General features: G+C 35.7%; 7 protein-coding genes. 2 read left to right on the top strand and 5 right to left on the bottom strand.

All coding sequences use genetic code 11. The features are described 5' to 3' along the window. On the bottom strand, positions 1-4,749 hold a 4,749-nt coding region (locus V7719_RS11190), incomplete at its 3' end, for a M14 family zinc carboxypeptidase (RefSeq protein WP_335729993.1). Positions 4,750-5,074: 325 nt separating this feature from the next. Continuing rightward, a complete protein-coding gene (locus tag V7719_RS11185; RefSeq protein WP_335729992.1) occupies positions 5,075-9,457 on the bottom strand; it encodes an immunoglobulin-like domain-containing protein in 4,383 nt (1,460 codons plus the stop codon). Between the two features lie 364 nt (positions 9,458-9,821). On the opposite strand from V7719_RS11185, the gene V7719_RS11180 reads away from it, so the two are divergent. Both V7719_RS11180 and bglX read left to right on the top strand, forming a co-directional pair. After that, the gene (locus V7719_RS11180; RefSeq protein WP_335729991.1) at positions 9,822-11,510 is read left to right on the top strand and encodes an ABC transporter ATP-binding protein; all 1,689 of its coding nucleotides are present in this window, start codon (positions 9,822-9,824) and stop codon (positions 11,508-11,510) included. A 150-nt stretch (positions 11,511-11,660) separates the two neighbouring features. Then, on the top strand, positions 11,661-13,958 hold the full coding sequence (gene bglX, locus V7719_RS11175; protein ID WP_335729990.1) for a beta-glucosidase BglX: 2,298 nt from the start codon (positions 11,661-11,663) through the stop codon (positions 13,956-13,958). 435 nt (positions 13,959-14,393) lie between these two features. Here the strand turns inward: bglX and V7719_RS11170 are convergent, their stop codons facing one another. From V7719_RS11170 to V7719_RS11160, 3 genes are all read right to left on the bottom strand, one after another. Next, complete coding sequence (locus tag V7719_RS11170) at positions 14,394-15,047, bottom strand: CoA transferase subunit B (protein WP_335729989.1); 654 nt, start codon at positions 15,045-15,047, stop codon at positions 14,394-14,396. Between the two features lie 2 nt (positions 15,048-15,049). Next, entirely contained in the window at positions 15,050-15,751 is a 702-nt protein-coding gene (locus V7719_RS11165) for a CoA transferase subunit A (protein ID WP_335729988.1), read from the bottom strand. A gap of 86 nt (positions 15,752-15,837) precedes the next feature. Then, entirely contained in the window at positions 15,838-18,195 is a 2,358-nt protein-coding gene (locus tag V7719_RS11160; protein ID WP_335729987.1) for a transglycosylase domain-containing protein, read from the bottom strand. Positions 18,196-18,197: the final 2 nt, after the last annotated feature.

The following is an 18,197-nucleotide window of genomic DNA, read 5'->3' as shown; positions in this document are numbered from 1 at the left end:
CCATGTACAATATGTTGGTGAGGTATCATCTGTATCAAGCTGATAATCATCCCAACAATTTGTGGCTACTGGCTCCAAAGGTTCTGATCCTAAGTTAACCCATGTACAGTATGTTGGTGAGGTATCATCAGCATCAATTTGATAATTATCCCAACAGTTTGTCGCTACTGGCTCTAAGGGTTCTGATCCTATATTAACCCATGTACAATATGTTGGTGAGGTATCATCTGTATCAAGCTGATAATCATCCCAACAATTTGTGGCTACTGGCTCTAAGGGTTCTGACCCTAAGTTAACCCATGTACAATATGTTGGTGAAGTATCATCTGTATCAAGCTGATAATCATCCCAACAGTTTGTGGCTACTGGCTCTAAGGGTTCTGATCCCAAATTAACCCATGTACAGTATGTTGGTGAAGTATCATCAGTATCAATTTGATAATTATCCCAACAGTTTATGGCTGTTGGCTCCAAAGGCTCTGACCCTAAATTAACCCATGTACAGTATGTTGGTGAAGTATCATCTGTATCAAGCTGATAATTGTCCCAACAGTTTGTGGCTACTGGCTCTAAGGGTTCTGATCCTAAGTTAACCCATGTACAATATGTTGGTGAAGTATCATCAGTGTCAAATTGATAATCATCCCAACAGTTCGTGGCTGTTGGTTCTGTTGGTTGTGTACCAATGATTTCCCATTGACATATATTATAATCATAACTTGTAGTTTCCCAACAATTTGATGTTGTTGGTTCATCTTGTAAGGTTACAGTAACAACTGCAATACATGTATCAATATTCCCACTAGTATCTGTTACTGTTAGTGTTACATTATTTAGGCCTTCATTTGCACATGTAAATGCTGTTTGTGATGCAGCAATAGAACCTATTGCACAATTATCTGAAGAACCATTATTTATTTGCGATGGTGTTATAGTTGCGTTTCCACCAGCATCCAATTGAACAGTTATGTTTTGGCAAACTGCATTAGGATTCTGATTGTCAACAACTACATCTACGTTAAATGATACTGTATTGGTATTTCCATTACCATCACTAGTAGAGTAGCTAATCGTTGTAATTCCAGCAGGAAATATGTCGCCGCTATTGAGACCTGTTCCATCAGTTCTAGCTGGAGATAATCCAGTAGCACAATTGTCTGTTGCTGTAGGGTCTGTCCAAGTTGGCTGATTATTTCCGCAGGTTAATGTAATATTAGTAGGTACATTTACAAACACTGGATCTATTTGATCCACAACTGTTACTGTTGCTGTACATGTATCTGTTTGACTATCACCATCGGTTACCGTTAATGTAACATCAACAGGAGTTCCTATATCGTTACAATCAAATGAATTAATGTCTATACTTAAATCTGTAATAGCAACATCATCTGTAGAACCTCCATCAACATCGGCAGGAACAATAGTTACATTTCCAGTATTATCTAATTGTACTGTAATATTTTGACAAACTGCAACAGGAGGTGTGCTACCAGCAACATCTGATGTTATCCCGAAATTATCTATTGAGATATCACCTTGCCATCCTGTTGATCCATCAGAACTTGTAGTAGCACTAAATCTTAGTTTTATAGATTGACCATCAAATGATGATAAATCTATATTTTGTGTTTTCCATGCCTCAGTATGGCTATTCTGTTGGGCTCCAGACAAAGTGTAATCTGTTAATGTTGTATAATTAGCACCATCATCGATACTAACACCTACAGTAAGAACTCCAATAAAGCCTCCAAACATATGATAATCAAATGTTAATGCTGCATTTTCTCTATCTGTGAAATCTAAACACGGACTTATTAATCGCGCAATTTTACTTGGAAAATTCGGGTTAGATGCTTCTATGAATAAGAAATAACTACCGTCAGAAGCTAATGAAGGTCCTGTATCTGCTGAAGGTGTTGAGTTGCCATCACCTTCTTCTTGTTTGTTAGTCCACTCAAAGTCATCACTATTATCATTCGTCCATAGACCTAAAGTGTTCTCAAAGCTTTCCGAATATGGAAAAGAACTAATAGAACTTCCAGTACATGGTATAGGAGTCGCTGTCGTAAAATTAGTAATTGCGGTGTAGCTAGATGTATTTGTTACACATCTCGTTCTAACACGAACATCGTAATCTGTTGAAGGTATTAATCCTGTAATTAAATAACTATTTGTTGCAAGATCTGTGATTGTTGTCCAACCTGCTGCTCCAGATCCTGTTTCTCTATATCTAATGTCATATGTCGCAGAAGGTACTTCATCCCAATCTACTTGTGCTGTAAGTGTTGTGATATTTGTAACACTTAAATTGGTAGGAACCGTAGTTTGACAAGGAATTTGCACGCTAATAATTTTAAAATCATCAATAAAGAATCCATCGGAAGTTGTAGTATAATTTTCTGATTCGTTACTTCCGTCTGTTCTAAAGTTAAATCTGATTTTGACATTTGTTGAGCTTAGTAAACTAGCGTAGGTGCCATCAATAGTGATTTCTTCCATGACCCAATTATCCATTCGGTCTCCATCATAAACTTGTCCGTCACTATTCGCTTGAAAATTAGATGTACCTCCTTTATTATCATGGCTAGTTGTTGAGCTAGTGGCATTTGGTTTTGTGTAATTTCCACAGAGAGGAATCCAATTTGTACCACCATCTGGAGAGCCTAAGATCTCTACAAAGTCATAATTTCTTTCAATATCCCATTTCGAATAAAACTGAATAAGTACTTCATTTGAATTAGAGAAATCAAAACTATTTGTTGTAGTTAGTGTTTTAGTTGCACTGTTAGAATATGTTCCTGTATTTATTGAATTTGTTCCTGAATAGGCATCAGATGTTGTGTTAATCCAACCACCAGATTGTGTCCAACCTGTTAAGCCAGTAGCGTCAGGATCATGATCAAACAATGGTGTTACCGTTGCAATAGGTTGGTAATATTTTTCATAGTTAACTTCATAGATGATACCATCATCATTAGATAGCTTAACGTTATATTCAATTTTTTCATTATCTGTGATAGCAGGATTTAATTGCATTGTAGCTGTCACATTTCTTTGAGTACGAAACGAAGGATTTGTCGTAGTATTAATTGGAATCCCGGATTCCGAAGAAGGCGAGGCTATCGACATTATATTTGAAGATATTGGTGTAACTGTAACTGTAAAATCACTTTGTGTTTGACCAATACGTTCTATACCAAAATCTAAGCTTACATTCGATGTTTCAGTGATATTACTTTGTGTTAAGTCGTGTAGTTTTGCATATTTTCCACCATAATAAGCTGTTCCTAGGGAAATACGCATGGATTGCTTTGCTATAGGTACAATAAGTGATGGTGTTGGCCAAAACCCTGAACTACCATGTTCGGGAGTTGTTGCTATAATGCCTTGTCCAGATCCAGTAGAACCATTATTATCAGGAGCTCCACCCATCATCCAATCATCTGGCAGACCATTAGATTCGTAGAAAATTGTGGCTCCATATAAATATCTATTATATCTGGTCATTTCCTCATGCCATCTGTAATATTCATCCTCACGACCTGAGGCTTGACTTGGTACACCTCCATATGGATGAGGAACAGAATTTGCATATGAGTGATTCCAAACCCCAGACTTAATAGTTCTGCTGGTAATAAAATCGACCATCACTTGAGTTTCTGGCTCAGACTCTGCACTTGGACCTCTATAAGTTGAACCTGTGGGAGATCCTGAAGAACCAATATTATTGTAATTCCAGAAGTAATCAAAATTTCTATTTAAATCGACACCTCTGTTATTTGAGGTGTTACCTGTACCACCAGTATTTGGTCTCAGGTTTTTACGTTGTAAACCTCCACCTCCAGAGTTTAAATGTTCATTCCAGCGTAATCCATCAGGATTCACAACAGGAACAAAGTATAATTCGTTATTATCTACTAGTTCTGTTATTGCTGGATCAATACCATAGTTTTCAATAACATACCACATGAAGTAGATGTTGTTCATTAATGCACTTACTTCTCTAGAGTGAATCATAGAGGTAAATAGCATTTGTGGTTTTGAACCTTCAGGCGCAGTACTTTGATTACCAGTAACTCTTACATACCAAACAGTTTCAGGGTCCCAACGCGTTCCTCCTTGCCCAGTATATGTTAAACCGTTATTTGTTATTGTAGATGCTGGATTACCCCAAGTCGTTTGATTGGTAGAAGATGCATTTGCTTTTTGAGAAACGATGTCTAATCCATTGGATTGAGAATAGATATACATATCATCCAATTCAGATTTCATTTCACTAAATGTCAAACAACCTGCCATAGAACCTAAATTGAAATTTTGAGGTTCAACAAAGTCTATCTCATCACATTCTGCATATTGAATAATATTATCCATTACGACACTAGAAACAGAAGACCTTTCCAAAACATTTGCTCTCGCACTAGCTTTTGCCGCTTTAAGTTGTGCCTTTGCTCTAGGGAGATCTCTTGCTGCTCTATTAGCATAAAACTCTGTTAAGTCGTCAATTTCAAATGTAAAAGAGATATTATTAGCAATTAAACTATTGATTTCACTTTCAGACAATTCGATTATCAAATCTTCGCCATCATGATCTGCTCCACAACTTAAATCGATACCTTGAGAAGCTATCTTGTTGATGGTGATCTGACTAGGGTTATTAATTTTAATTCGCGAGTGTTTGTCTTGCGCAAAAGAAGTTTGTATAACTACAAATAGTAGCACAAATAAGCAGGTAAATTTTCTCATTAGTTTGGGTAAAATGAATTAATACCAATTAAATTAAGATGCTAATATATCATTATTATTTTATTTTACTCCACAAAATGCAATAAAAACCGACGAAGTGTGATTTTGAACTTTTGAAGAATGGTGTTTAATTAGTAGTTGATGGCTATTAAATACGTCTAATTCAATTTATATTTAGGCTTAAATAGCATTCATACTAAATCCTTTTTATTCCATATTCCTACGCTTGAGAGTAAACTCTAAGTTGAGTTTTAAAATGGCTTTTCATAAAGAAAGTCCAGATATTATATCTGGACTTTCTTTATAATAAGTAAATGGTTAGTGTTTACTTTCTCATGAATTTTTTAGTCATGATCTCTTCACCATCATTGACTTCTATGAAGTACATTCCTGAATTAAGAGCACCCACACTAATTTCGCCTTCAGAATCTCCTTTCAATATAGTTTGTCCAACCATATTCATAATTCTATAAGAGAAGCTTTCTCCTTCAGGTAATTTAATGTTTAGAACATCTCCTTTAACTGGATTTGGATACAATAAGAAATCGTCCTCGAAAATTTCAGGACTATCTAAACTTCCTACTAAAACAAGGCTATCCTTACCTCCTCTGCTAGAATTTGTTCCAGTAATGGTAACCTGATCAATAAAAATTTGATCATTATTACCAGATGCATCATTTTGGAACCTAAACCCTGAGTTAGCTACAAAAGCATATTGGGCAGCATTTAAGGTTATCGTTGCGTTGTAAAAGGTATTATTATTAATATTTACACCTCTTGTCCAGGTTGCAACAGTTGACCATGAAGACCCGTTGTAATAACGTAACCAAAAATCTTCATTGTTTTCCATACTTTGAACATAAAAATAGAAATCAACTTCAACCTGAGAAAAAGAAGTTATATCAACATTTGATAATGTCATTGCCGATCCAGTTCCTGAATTATCTCTAATTCTTATAGAATAGTTACCCTCATAAGAACGCGATCCATCAGACCTTCTTGCACAGTCGCTTCCACCGTCTAACCAGCCATCCCAACCAGATTCAAAGAAGCCTTGATTTAAAACAACATCGGTAACTACAGTGTTTACATTTACTGTTCTTGTAACCTCTGTTGCCGCATTTCCTGCTGCATCACTAACATTATAATTTACTAAATACGTGCCTGCTGTATTTGTATTTACCGTTCCGGTAATTGCAATACTCGATGTTAAATTTCCGTCTAAATTATCAGTCGCTGTTGCACCTTGTTCAGAATACGAGTCTCCTACATTTAGGTTAATCGTAGAAGCGCCTATTAATGTAATCACAGGAGCTGTGGCGTCTGTTACAACATTTACCGTTCTTGTAACCTCTGTGGCCGCATTTCCTGCTGCATCACTAACATTATAATTCACTAAATACGTACCGGCTGTATTTGTGTTTACAGTCCCTGTAATTGCAATACTCGATGTTAAATTTCCGTCTAAATTATCGATTGCAGTTGCGCCCTGTTCAGTATACGAATCTCCTATATTTAAGTTTATTGTAGAAGCACCAATTAATGTAATCACTGGAGCTGTGGTGTCTGCTACAACATTTACTGTTCTTATGACTGGTGTTGCCGCATTTCCTGCTGCATCACTAACGTTATAATTTACTAAATACGTGCCTGCGGTAGTTGTATTTACCGTTCCAGTAATTGCAATACTCGATGTTAAGTTTCCGTCTAAATTATCGGTTGCAGTTGCGCCCTGTTCAGTATAGGCATCTCCTAAATTTAAGTTTATTGTAGAATCGCCTACTAATATAATCACAGGAGCAGTGGTGTCTGGATTCACGGTGACGGTTCTTTCGACCTCAGTAGCTGCATTTCCAGCAGCATCACTAACATTATAAGTGACGATATAAGTTCCTGCTGTATTTGTATTAACGGTATCTCCAGCAATTATAATATTTGCTGAAATATCACCATCTACATTATCAGTTGCTATTGCGCCTTGCTCGCTATATGTGTCTCCAAGATCTAAACTTAGAGCTGAAGCACCATTTAGCGTTATCACAGGAGCTGTTATATCAGGACCTGAGCCCTCAATAACCACTGTGTAATCTTCAACTTCTCCATATGTAAAGGTTTCACATGACGTCGGAATACCGTTATATTTCATTGACACTCGCATGCGAGTAGAACTTTCAACTGCGCCACTTGGTATAGTAAAACTACCACTAACAGATGTGTTTTGTGTTGCGGCTTGAGACCATACTTGTTCTCCTGCATCTGTAAAATCACCATCTCGGTTGTAATCAATCCATACAGCATATCCCTCAGAATACACAGTTCCTGTCCATGTTGGTGTAACTGAAATTGTATATTGTGTGTCTTTAGTTACTGTTGTAGAAACTCCTGTAAAATCTGTATAAAATTGTGCTCCAGAAACATTATCAATTGTGTTTAACTGGACTCTACTGATATATTCATCATTTACATTTGTACTTGCTGATCCACAATAATTCAACTGAACATCTGTTGTCGTGAAATTCACAGATGAACTATATGAAGAATTACTTCCTCCAGAACATTTACTTCTTACTTGCGCTTCATAAGCGGTTAAAGTTGTTAAGCCAGTAATATTTGATGAAATTCCTGTTATAGTATTTGTAGTCCATGTAGACGCACCTACAACACGATATCTTAAATCGTATGTAGCACCAGGAACCGCATCCCAACTCAAAGTTGCGCTAGTTGTTGCTACATTAGAAGCAGCCAAACCTGTTGGGACATCTGAATTACAAACCACCTGACCTGCAATTGTAAAGTTAGAATTAGAAATATCAAAGAAAATGTTATTAGCTCCTCTAACCATTATTCTATTTTGGTTTCCTTGATTATTTGGCACAACGATATCATGTGATCCGTCGTTCGTTACACCAGAAGCCATAGAAATTGGATAGGTGTCTCCGCCATCAGTAGAAAGAAAAATATCAACATTAGCAGCGTTTACTCCATTTCCAGTTGTGCCTGCAACATTCCAAGTTACGGTTTGTGCTGTTCCTGCATTCCAAGTGACATTAGTATTTGGAGAGTTTACTATAAAAGGACCTGCAGTACCGTTAACGGATACTAACATATCATCACTATTATTGGTTGCTCCACCAGCTCTATTATCTCTTACTGTTAATCTGAAATTTAAGCTTCGAGCCACATTCGGAACGGCTTCCCATTGCCAAGACGTTGCTCCAGTTTTTACAGTAGATAATCTTGGGAAATATCTTTTTGTGTCTGTAGTAGGATTAAAAGATCTAAAAGCGACACCCGAAGTACCATTTACATTTGGAAGTGTAGTTGATGCATTGTTTTCATCATATTGTTCCCAGCAATAGGTTAACACATCTCCTGTATTTGCATCTGTTGCTGAGCCTTCTAAAACAAAAGCTGTTCCTCTCGGAATCGTATAATTTGAACCTGCACTAACTGATGGTACTGCATTACCAGTATTAGTATTGGTCTGGCAACTTGTAGTTTTTATATAATCCGTTATTTGCTCAATTGATTTTGCATGAAAGTATGGATCACTATTTGATTGTACATCTGTAGCTCCTGTAATTCCAGCATAACCCATAATAGTTGAACCACTACCAGGTTCCATTTGTGCATTAGTACCTTCGTTTCCACCATGAGTCCAAGTATGGTTTCCTCCAAACTGATGCCCCATCTCATGAGCTACATAATCAACATCGAATTCGTCTCCTTCTGGAACTGTATGAGAGGTCCACCCACTACCTTTTTGACCATTTACACAAACACAACCTATACAACCTGCATTACCATTGTTTTGAAGATTCGCAAATAAATGTCCTATATCATAATTAGCTTCTCCTATAACACTTGTTAAGGTCGATTGTAGTTGAGTATTATAACCAGATGTAGTGTTTCCATAAGGATCTGAATTTGTACTCGTATAGATAACATCATCTGTATTACCTATTACAACTAAGGTAACATTAAAATCGCTTTCATAAATACCATTAACTCGAGTCATGGTTGCATTAATAGCTGCTAATGCTAAGGCTTTAGTGCCTCCATGATAAGCTGTATATTCTCCTGTAGTAGATACAGCTAATCGGTATGTTCTTAAAATACCATCATCAGCATTTCTCATAGATAAGTCTCCACTGTCAAGCTTTTTATTTACTTTATCTGTGACCTCACATTCAAAATCATCAGAATAACCAAGTCTATCTGCTCTTTTATATGCTGTATATAATGTTAAATCTTGAGAATACGTTTCAATAAACGTTGCTGGCATATTAGCCGACAACCGCATACTTTGAAATCCTAAAGGCGAAACACTAAATCTTATTACTGCCGAAGGATCATCGATTCCTTGTCCAACATAAGACCGAATGTCTGTATAACGCTCTTGAAGCTCTGGACTAAAAACTGGAGCTTCAGCAATTCTAAAGCTTTCGAATTTACCTTGGTCATTTGGAAATGATAATACAACTCCAGAAGCCATCACATTTAAAGACTGCCTATTAGGCGCATTAACCAAAGCTTGTTTTAAAGCATTAATATTAAGTGTGTACGTTTGAGTTTTGGGGAGGTTTTGTTTGCTTGGTTTGACTTTGACATTGGTTCTGTTGAATTGTTTTGTCCAAACCGAATTACTTTGTGACATCGAAAAATTTACACTCAATATAATAATGAGTAGCCCTAGTTTTAGTTTCATTTGTGAAAAGTTTAAAATGGTTAATAATAGCTAATGAATCTGTATAAAATCACTTGAAGTTAAATATATTATTCTATTAAAGACATAAGACAAGCCCCAAACTTTCTGTTATCTATAATATTTGTGGTTTTCCCGTAATCATACCTCAGACTTACCTTACAATACATAAAAAAAGACCAGATTTTTCATCTGAACTCTCGAAATTAATTAAATAATTAATGTTAATATTAAATTTTCGGACAGAAAGCATTAAAGCATTGATAATATTAAAATTTAGCTATATAGTTTTCATTGAAGCCCACAAACAAAAAATTTGATTATAGTTTTTCCGTAAATCAATAACGGAAAATAACTACATTTACCTATGCAGAAGTCCAAATTACTAGATATTAAAAACCTTTCGATTTCGTTTTCTTCAGAAGGCAATGAAACTGAAATCATTCACAACATTTCATATCATTTAAATCCAAATGAAATTCTCGGTATCGTTGGCGAATCTGGCTCGGGTAAATCGGTCTCTTCATTGGCAATTCTTGGCTTGCTTCCAAAGCGTATTTCAAAAATTACTCATGGTTCAATTGTATTTAATGATGTGGATCTCACAAAACTTAGTCCTAAACAATTTCAGAAGATAAGAGGCAACGAGATTGCTATGATATTTCAAGAACCTATGAGTTCATTAAACCCTTCTATGACCTGCGGAAAACAGGTGATAGAAGTTCTTTTACAGCATACAAACTTATCTAAATCTGAAGCAAAGATTGAAACGCTTTCGTTATTTGAAAAAGTAAAACTACCACAACCAAAACGTGTGTATAATGCGTATCCTCATGAAATTTCTGGTGGACAAAAACAGCGTGTTATGATTGCCATGGCAATTGCATGTAAACCTAAAATATTAATTGCAGATGAACCTTCAACAGCCTTAGATGTCACAGTTCAAAAAGAGATTATTTTATTGTTAAAAGCATTACAAAAAGAAGAACAAATGAGTATTCTTTTCATCTCACATGATTTGTCGTTGGTTTCAGAAATTGCTGATCGCATTTTGGTCATGTACAGAGGTGATATTGTCGAGCAAGGAGATGTTTCACAGGTTTTTAAATTCCCAAAGCATATTTATACAAAGGCATTAATTAATTCTAGGCCTTCAATGCAAACGAGATTAAAACAATTGCCAACTATTGACGATTTTATAAATGACACGGCAAATAATGAAATTATTACTTCGGAAGAACGTACTCAAAATCATAACATTATATACGCGCAAGAACCGCTTTTAGAGGTTATAAATCTGGAAAAAGAATTTATCTCAAAATCGGGTTGGTTTTCAAAACCTGAATCATTTAAAGCTGTTGATAAGGTGTCTTTCAAATTATATAAAGGCGAAACTTTAGGGTTGGTTGGTGAGTCTGGTTGTGGTAAATCGACACTTTCAAACGCTATTTTACAATTAGACAAAGCCACAGCTGGTTCTATATTATATAAAGGAGAAGATATTACTAAACTCTTTAAATCTGAATTAAGAAAACTTAGAAAAGACATTCAAATTATATTTCAAGATCCCTATGCGTCTTTAAACCCAAGACTTACCGTTGGAAACGCTATAATGGAACCTATGAAAGTTCATGGTATAGGCATTTCTGAAGAAGATAGAAAAGTTAAAGTTCTGGATTTACTTTTAAAAGTAGGATTAGATGAGACGTATTTTAATCGTTATCCACATGAGTTTTCTGGAGGACAACGTCAACGTATTGGTATCGCTAGAGCTATTGCGTTAGAGCCTCAACTCATTATTTGTGATGAGTCGGTGTCTGCATTAGATATTTCAGTTCAAGCCCAAGTGTTAAATCTCCTGAATGAACTCAAAGACAATTTTGGATTCACTTATATATTTATATCACATGATTTGGCGGTAGTAAAATATATGTCTGACCAACTGGTGGTTATGAACAAAGGTAAAATTGAAGAAATGGGTGATGCCGATAAAATCTATGAATCACCTCATAAAGATTATACTAAAAAATTAATTAGTGCTATTCCACAGAGCTAGGTAAGGTAAAATTTCTATTTACGACATCGTTCATTCAATTATTACAATAGTTTTAAAAGCTTTAGAAATTTCTTGCGTAATTTTAGGTCAAGATAATACACAGAACATGGTCAACACTGTTTTTATCCTAACAAAACCATCAATACTATTATGAACACAAAAATTCACCACATTGTTTTATATCTCGGTATAATCTTAACGCTTTCAGGACACATAGATCATAAAAAATATCCCGCTGTAGCAATTCATAATTATGACACTATAGATAAAAAAGTAGACTCTCTCATAAACTTAATGACACTTGAAGAAAAAGTTGGTCAGATGAATCTCTACAATGGTTTTTGGGATGTAACTGGCCCTGCACCAAAAGAAGGGTCTGCAAAAACTAAGTATGACCACCTAAGAAAAGGATGGGTTGGTGGTATGCTAAATGTAAGAGGCGTTGAGAATGTTAGAAAATTACAAAAAATAGCCGTAGAAGAAACACGACTTGGCATTCCTCTTATTATTGGTTTTGACGTTATACATGGCTATAAAACCATAAGTCCAATACCCTTAGCAGAAGCTGCAAGTTGGGATTTAAAAGCCATTGAAAAGTCGGCTAGAAATGCCGCATCAGAAGCCTCAGCAGCAGGGATTAATTGGACCTTTGCTCCAATGGTCGATATTAGTAGAGAACCGCGTTGGGGAAGGGTAATGGAAGGCGCAGGAGAAGATCCTTACCTAGGCAGTAAAATAGCTAAGGCTAGAGTTCATGGTTTTCAGGGCGATGATTTAAAAAAAAAAAATACTATAGCTGCTTGTGCTAAACATTTTGCTGCTTATGGTTTTACTGAAGCTGGACGGGAATATAATACAGTAGATATTGGAACTTCAACTTTATTTAATACCATATTACCTCCATTTAAAGCTGCATCTGAAAGTGGTGTGAAAACATTTATGAATTCCTTTAACGACTTAAATGGTATTCCTGTAAGTGCTAGTAAATATTTACAAAGAGATATTCTTAAAACCAAATGGGGCTTTGAAGGGTTTGTAGTTTCAGATTGGGCGTCTCTAAAGGAAATTATTAATTGGGGACATGCCAAAAACAAAAAAGAAGCTGCAAAGATAGCATCTTCAGCAGGCTCAGATATGGATATGGAAGGTTCTGTCTATATTCAAGAGCTCGTTAATTTAGTGAAAGAGAGTGTCATAGAAGAGCATATTATAAATGATGCAGCAAAAAGAATTTTAAAGGTAAAATTTGAATTAGGCTTATTCGATGATCCTTATAAATATTGCAACACAAAAAATGAAAAAGAAATTATTGGTCGTCAAACACATCTAGATGACGCATTGGATATGGCAAAAAAATCTATTGTATTATTAAAAAATGAGACGAACATACTTCCATTAAAAAAAGAAGGTCAGAAAATAGCGCTAATAGGTCCTTTAGCTGCAGAAAAAAACAGTCCTTTAGGTAGTTGGCGAACGGCTTCAGACGATAATACGGCAGTGTCTGTTTTAGAGGGTATGAACGCATATTCAGGTAACGCTGTTCATTACTCAAAAGGAATGGACTTGATTATTGGTGAAACCTCTTTTATTAAAGAAGTAAAAATCAACACGACTAACAGAGATGGAATTAAAGAGGCTATTGAAACAGCAAAAAATGTTGATGTAGTCGTTATGGTTTTAGGAGAACACGGATTTCAAAGTGGAGAATCAAGAAGTCGAACTCACCTAGATTTACCAGGACTGCAACAAGAATTACTTGAAGCCGTTTATAAGGTCAACAAAAATATTGTACTTGTTTTAAATAATGGTCGTCCGCTTGCAATTGAGTGGGCCTCTCAAAACATTCCGTCAATTGTAGTGGGTTGGCAATTAGGGTCACAAACGGGAAATGCTATTGCTCAAGTTTTATATGGTGATTATAATCCTAGTGGAAAACTTCCCATGACATTTCCAAGAAATGTAGGACAAATTCCAATTTACTATAACCATAAAAATACTGGAAGACCTAAAAACACAGAAAATAATGTGTTTTGGTCTCATTATATAGACCAAGACAACTCACCACTATATCCATTTGGATTCGGATTGAGCTATACCAAATTCATATATAAAAATCTAACAATTGAAGATTCTAATTTTTCAATAAACGATACTGTAAAAGTTTCTGTAGAAATTTCAAACATTGGTGATTATGACGGTAAGGAAGTTGTTCAACTTTACATTAGAGATTTAGTAGGGAGTGTCGTAAGGCCAGTAAGAGAATTAAAAGGATTCGAATTGGTAATGCTAAACAAAGGAGAAACTAAAATTGTAGAATTTCTCTTAACAAAAGAAGAGTTAGGCTTTTATGATAACAATGGTGATTTTATTATTGAAGCTGGTGACTTTGAAGTTTATGTTGGAGGTGATTCTGATGCCAAACTAAAAAATCAATTTAATTTAAAATGATTTAAATGCACCTAAAAAACGTATTCATGCCATCCCAAAAGGGTTATAGCATGAATATTTTTTTAGTTAGGTTTAAGATGTTTTTGAGCAATCTTAATGTGTTTTGAAAACTTGCTGAATGCTTGTTTTCGGTACTAGTAGGTTTTGGTAAATTTGGGGCAAAAAAGTTCATAATTTAAAGTCTATGATAGATTTGGGGCAAATCATAAAACTAGGTTTATGGTAAATTTGGTTGTTTCGATTTGGTTTTACGAATATGAAACATATTTTTAGTTAATCAGTTAAAACACACAATAAATCGACGAAATGCACTATATTTTAACATTAATCATGTATTTATTAGAATTTTCCTACGAAAATATTTATCTGTTTTCTTTGGAAATAAAAAAAGCCACTCGTTAAAGTGACTTCTATAAGTTTAAAAAGTAATCTGCTTTAGAAATCCATTTCTGGAATATCGCCTTCAATAATTAAAGTGCCTTCGGTAGCATTTCTAATATCTTCTACAGATACACCTGGAGCTCGTTCTAAAAGTTTAAACCCTTTATCTGTAACTTCCATAACAGCCAAATTAGTCACCACCTTTTTTACACAGGCAACACCAGTTAATGGAAGTGAGCATTCTTTTAATAATTTTGAAGCTCCTGCTCTATTGGTATGCATCATGGCTACTATAATGTTTTCTGCACTGGCCACTAAGTCCATAGCGCCTCCCATACCTTTTACCATTTTTCCTGGAATTTTCCAATTAGCAATGTCTCCGTTTTCAGAAACCTCCATGGCCCCAAGAATTGTTAGATCTACGTGTTGACCACGTATCATAGAAAAACTTGTCGCAGAATCAAAAAAACTAGCGCCAGGTAATGTGGTAATAGTCTGCTTTCCTGCATTAATAATATCTGCATCTTCTTCGCCTTCAAAAGGAAATGGTCCCATTCCAAGAACGCCATTTTCACTTTGAAACTCTACTTCTATATCTTCTCTTACATAGTTGGCTACCAACGTTGGGATCCCTATACCAAGATTAACGTAGTAACCATCTTGGACTTCCTTAGCAATACGCTTTGCGATTCCGTTTTTATCTAACATAATTAATCTCTTTGTCTAACTGTTCGTTGTTCAATTCGCTTTTCATAACGTTCTCCTTGAAAAATGCGTTTTACAAATATGCCTGGAATATGAATTTGATTTGGGTCTAGTGTTCCAACAGGAACTAGCTCTTCAACCTCAGCGACTGTAATTTTCGCTGCGCCACACATATTCGGATTAAAATTACGAGCCGTTCCTTTAAATACTAAATTGCCAGCTTCGTCACCTTTCCATGCTTTTACAAAAGCAAAGTCTGCTTTAAACGCATATTCTAAGACGTACATTTTACCGTCAAATTCTCTTGTCTCTTTGCCTTCGGCGACCTCAGTTCCATAACCTGCAGGTGTATACACTGCAGGAAAACCTGCTTGTGCTGCTCTACAGCGCTCTGCAAGTGTTCCTTGCGGAATTAATTCTACTTCAAGCTCACCAGATAACATCTGTCTTTCAAACTCATCATTTTCACCTACATAAGAAGACGTCATTTTATCTATCTGCTTGCCTTGTAATAATAAGCCCAAACCGAAATCGTCTACACCTGCATTATTAGAAATACATTTAAGTCCTTTAATACCTAAACGCACCAATTCTGCAATGGCGTTTTCAGGAATTCCTGATAGTCCGAAACCACCAAACATAAAGGTCATATTATCTGAAACGCCTTCTAGCGCTTCTTGAACATTAGCTACTTTTTTACTAATCATTTGTCTTAAATTTACTATTGGAAAATTACGAAATAAAAAAGCCATTCAAAAATGAATGGCTTTTGTTTTTATAATAAAATAAGTGTTTAAAAATCTAATACATCATCCAATTCATCTTTAGGATCTTTACCTTCTCCATCATTTCCTTTCCACTTCTCACAATCAACTTCTATCGAAAGATTTTCAGGTTTTTCGAATTCATCTTTTGAAACCCCTAATTCTTCATCGGCATAACACGCTTTCATGTATAAGCCCCAAATTGGTAAAGCCATTGCTGCACCTTGTCCATAAGTAATACTGCTAAAATGCGCTGATCTATCTTCAGCGCCAACCCAAACACCTGTTACTAAATTAGGGACCATGCCCATAAACCAGCCATCACTCTGGTTTTGTGTTGTTCCCGTTTTTCCAGCTATTGGGTTTGTGAATTCGTAAGGGTATCCCGTTATAATTTCCTTATAGACCGGCACTTTTGTAGCCCATGAATGCGTTAATCTTTGACCAGAACCAGCTTGAACAACCCCTTGCATTAAGTTAACCGTTGTATAGGCGACCTCGGCACTTAGAACATCTTTAGTTTCTGGTGTAAATTGATACAAGATCGTTCCATTTTTATCTTCAATTCGCGTCACCATCACAGGTTTATTATAAACGCCTTTGTTGGCAAAAGTTGCATATGCTGCAACCATTTCATAAACGCTAATATCTGCAGTTCCTAATGCTATTGCTGGTACTGGAAGAATTTCAGATGTAATCCCTAAATTCTTTGCCATATCAACTACAGGTTCTGGACCTACTTTATCCATTAATCTGGCTGTTGCTGTATTTACTGAATTTCCTAAGGCAGATTTTAATGTTAAAAAACCATCATAACGATCATCAGAATTTTTAACTGTCCAAGGCTCTGGATTGCCATACTTATTTGCTTCGATAGTAATTTGTTGTCTTGGAATAGTATCACAAGGCGATAAATGTAACTGGTCTATTGCTGTGGCATATACAATAGGTTTAAATGTAGAACCTACTTGGCGCTTTCCCTGTTTGACATGATCATACTGAAAATGTCTGTAATTCATTCCACCAACCCAAGCTTTAACATGTCCTGTTTGGGGATCCATAGACATCATACCTGGTTGTAAGAACGACTTATAATAACGCATCGAATCGATAGGTTTCATAATCGTATCAATCTCACTAGGTTTTCCATCTTTCCAAGCAAAAATGCTCATTCGAACAGGCTTTTCAAAAGAGTCTCTAATGTCATTTTCTGACTTGCCTGCAAGCTTCATCACTCTCCAACGTTCTGAGCGTCTCATACCAGAGTTCATTAAACCTTTAATCTCTTGAGCGTCTAGTTCTAAAAATGGTGCCGTTTTGTTTCGCTTAGGTGTGTTTTGATTATCAAACTCTGCTTGAAGTCTTGGTATATGAAGAGCCACAGCCTCTTCAGCATATTTCTGCATTCTAGAATCTACAGTCGTATAGATTTTGAGTCCGTCGTTATATAGATTGTATTTTGACCCATCTGGTTTAGGATTATCTTTAATCCAATCTTTCATGAACTTGTCCAAATACGCTCTAAAGTAGGTGGCTGAACCTTCGCGATGTGATTCTGGAGAAAAATTTAAATCCAATTCTGTGTCTTGAAGACTATCTTTTAATGTTTCTGAAATGTATTCGTATTTGTTCATTTGAGCCAAGACTACATTTCGTCTGTTTTTAACTCCAACTGGATTACGAGATGGTATTGGATTATATAAAGATGAGTTTTTAAACATCCCAACCAACATCGCAGATTCTTTTAGTTTTAAATCTTTTGGCTCTTTTCCAAAATAAATACGAGAGGCGCTTCTAATGCCATCACCATTGTTTCCGAAGTCATAAATATTCAAATACATCGCAATGATTTCTTCTTTTGTGTACTGACGTTCCAAACGAATAGCAATCACCCACTCTTTTATCTTTTGAGTCATTGCCTCAAATTTATTTTTAGAACGCACACCTACAAACAACTGTCTAGCCAATTGCTGAGAAATCGTACTTGCTCCTCCTTTTTTTCCTAAATAGGCAAAAGCTCTAACTGTTCCTCTAAAATCGATACCTGAATGATCATAATATCTGATATCTTCGGTGGCAACTAAAGCATCAACCAATTCTTTTGGGAGCTCTTCATAATCTACAGGAGTTCTATTATCATCTAAATAGAATTTTCCTAGTGTTTTATTGTCTGAAGAAATAATTTCTGTTGCTAAAAATGTTTTAGGGTTTTCAAGAATGGTATGATCTGGCATCTCCCCTAAAGCGCCCCAAGAGGCCAAAAGAAACATAAAAAAGAATGCGAAAACGCCTCCTGCAAATATCATCCAGAAGCGTCTAATATATTTTGAAAAGTCTTGAGCGTTATTCTTAGTAGGTTTTTTCTTTGCTACTGCTTTTTTTGCCATAA

Source organism: Psychroserpens sp. (genome assembly GCF_036960315.1).
Taxonomy (GTDB): Bacteria; Bacteroidota; Bacteroidia; order Flavobacteriales; family Flavobacteriaceae; genus Psychroserpens.
This window is presented reverse-complemented; position numbering and strand designations above follow the sequence as displayed.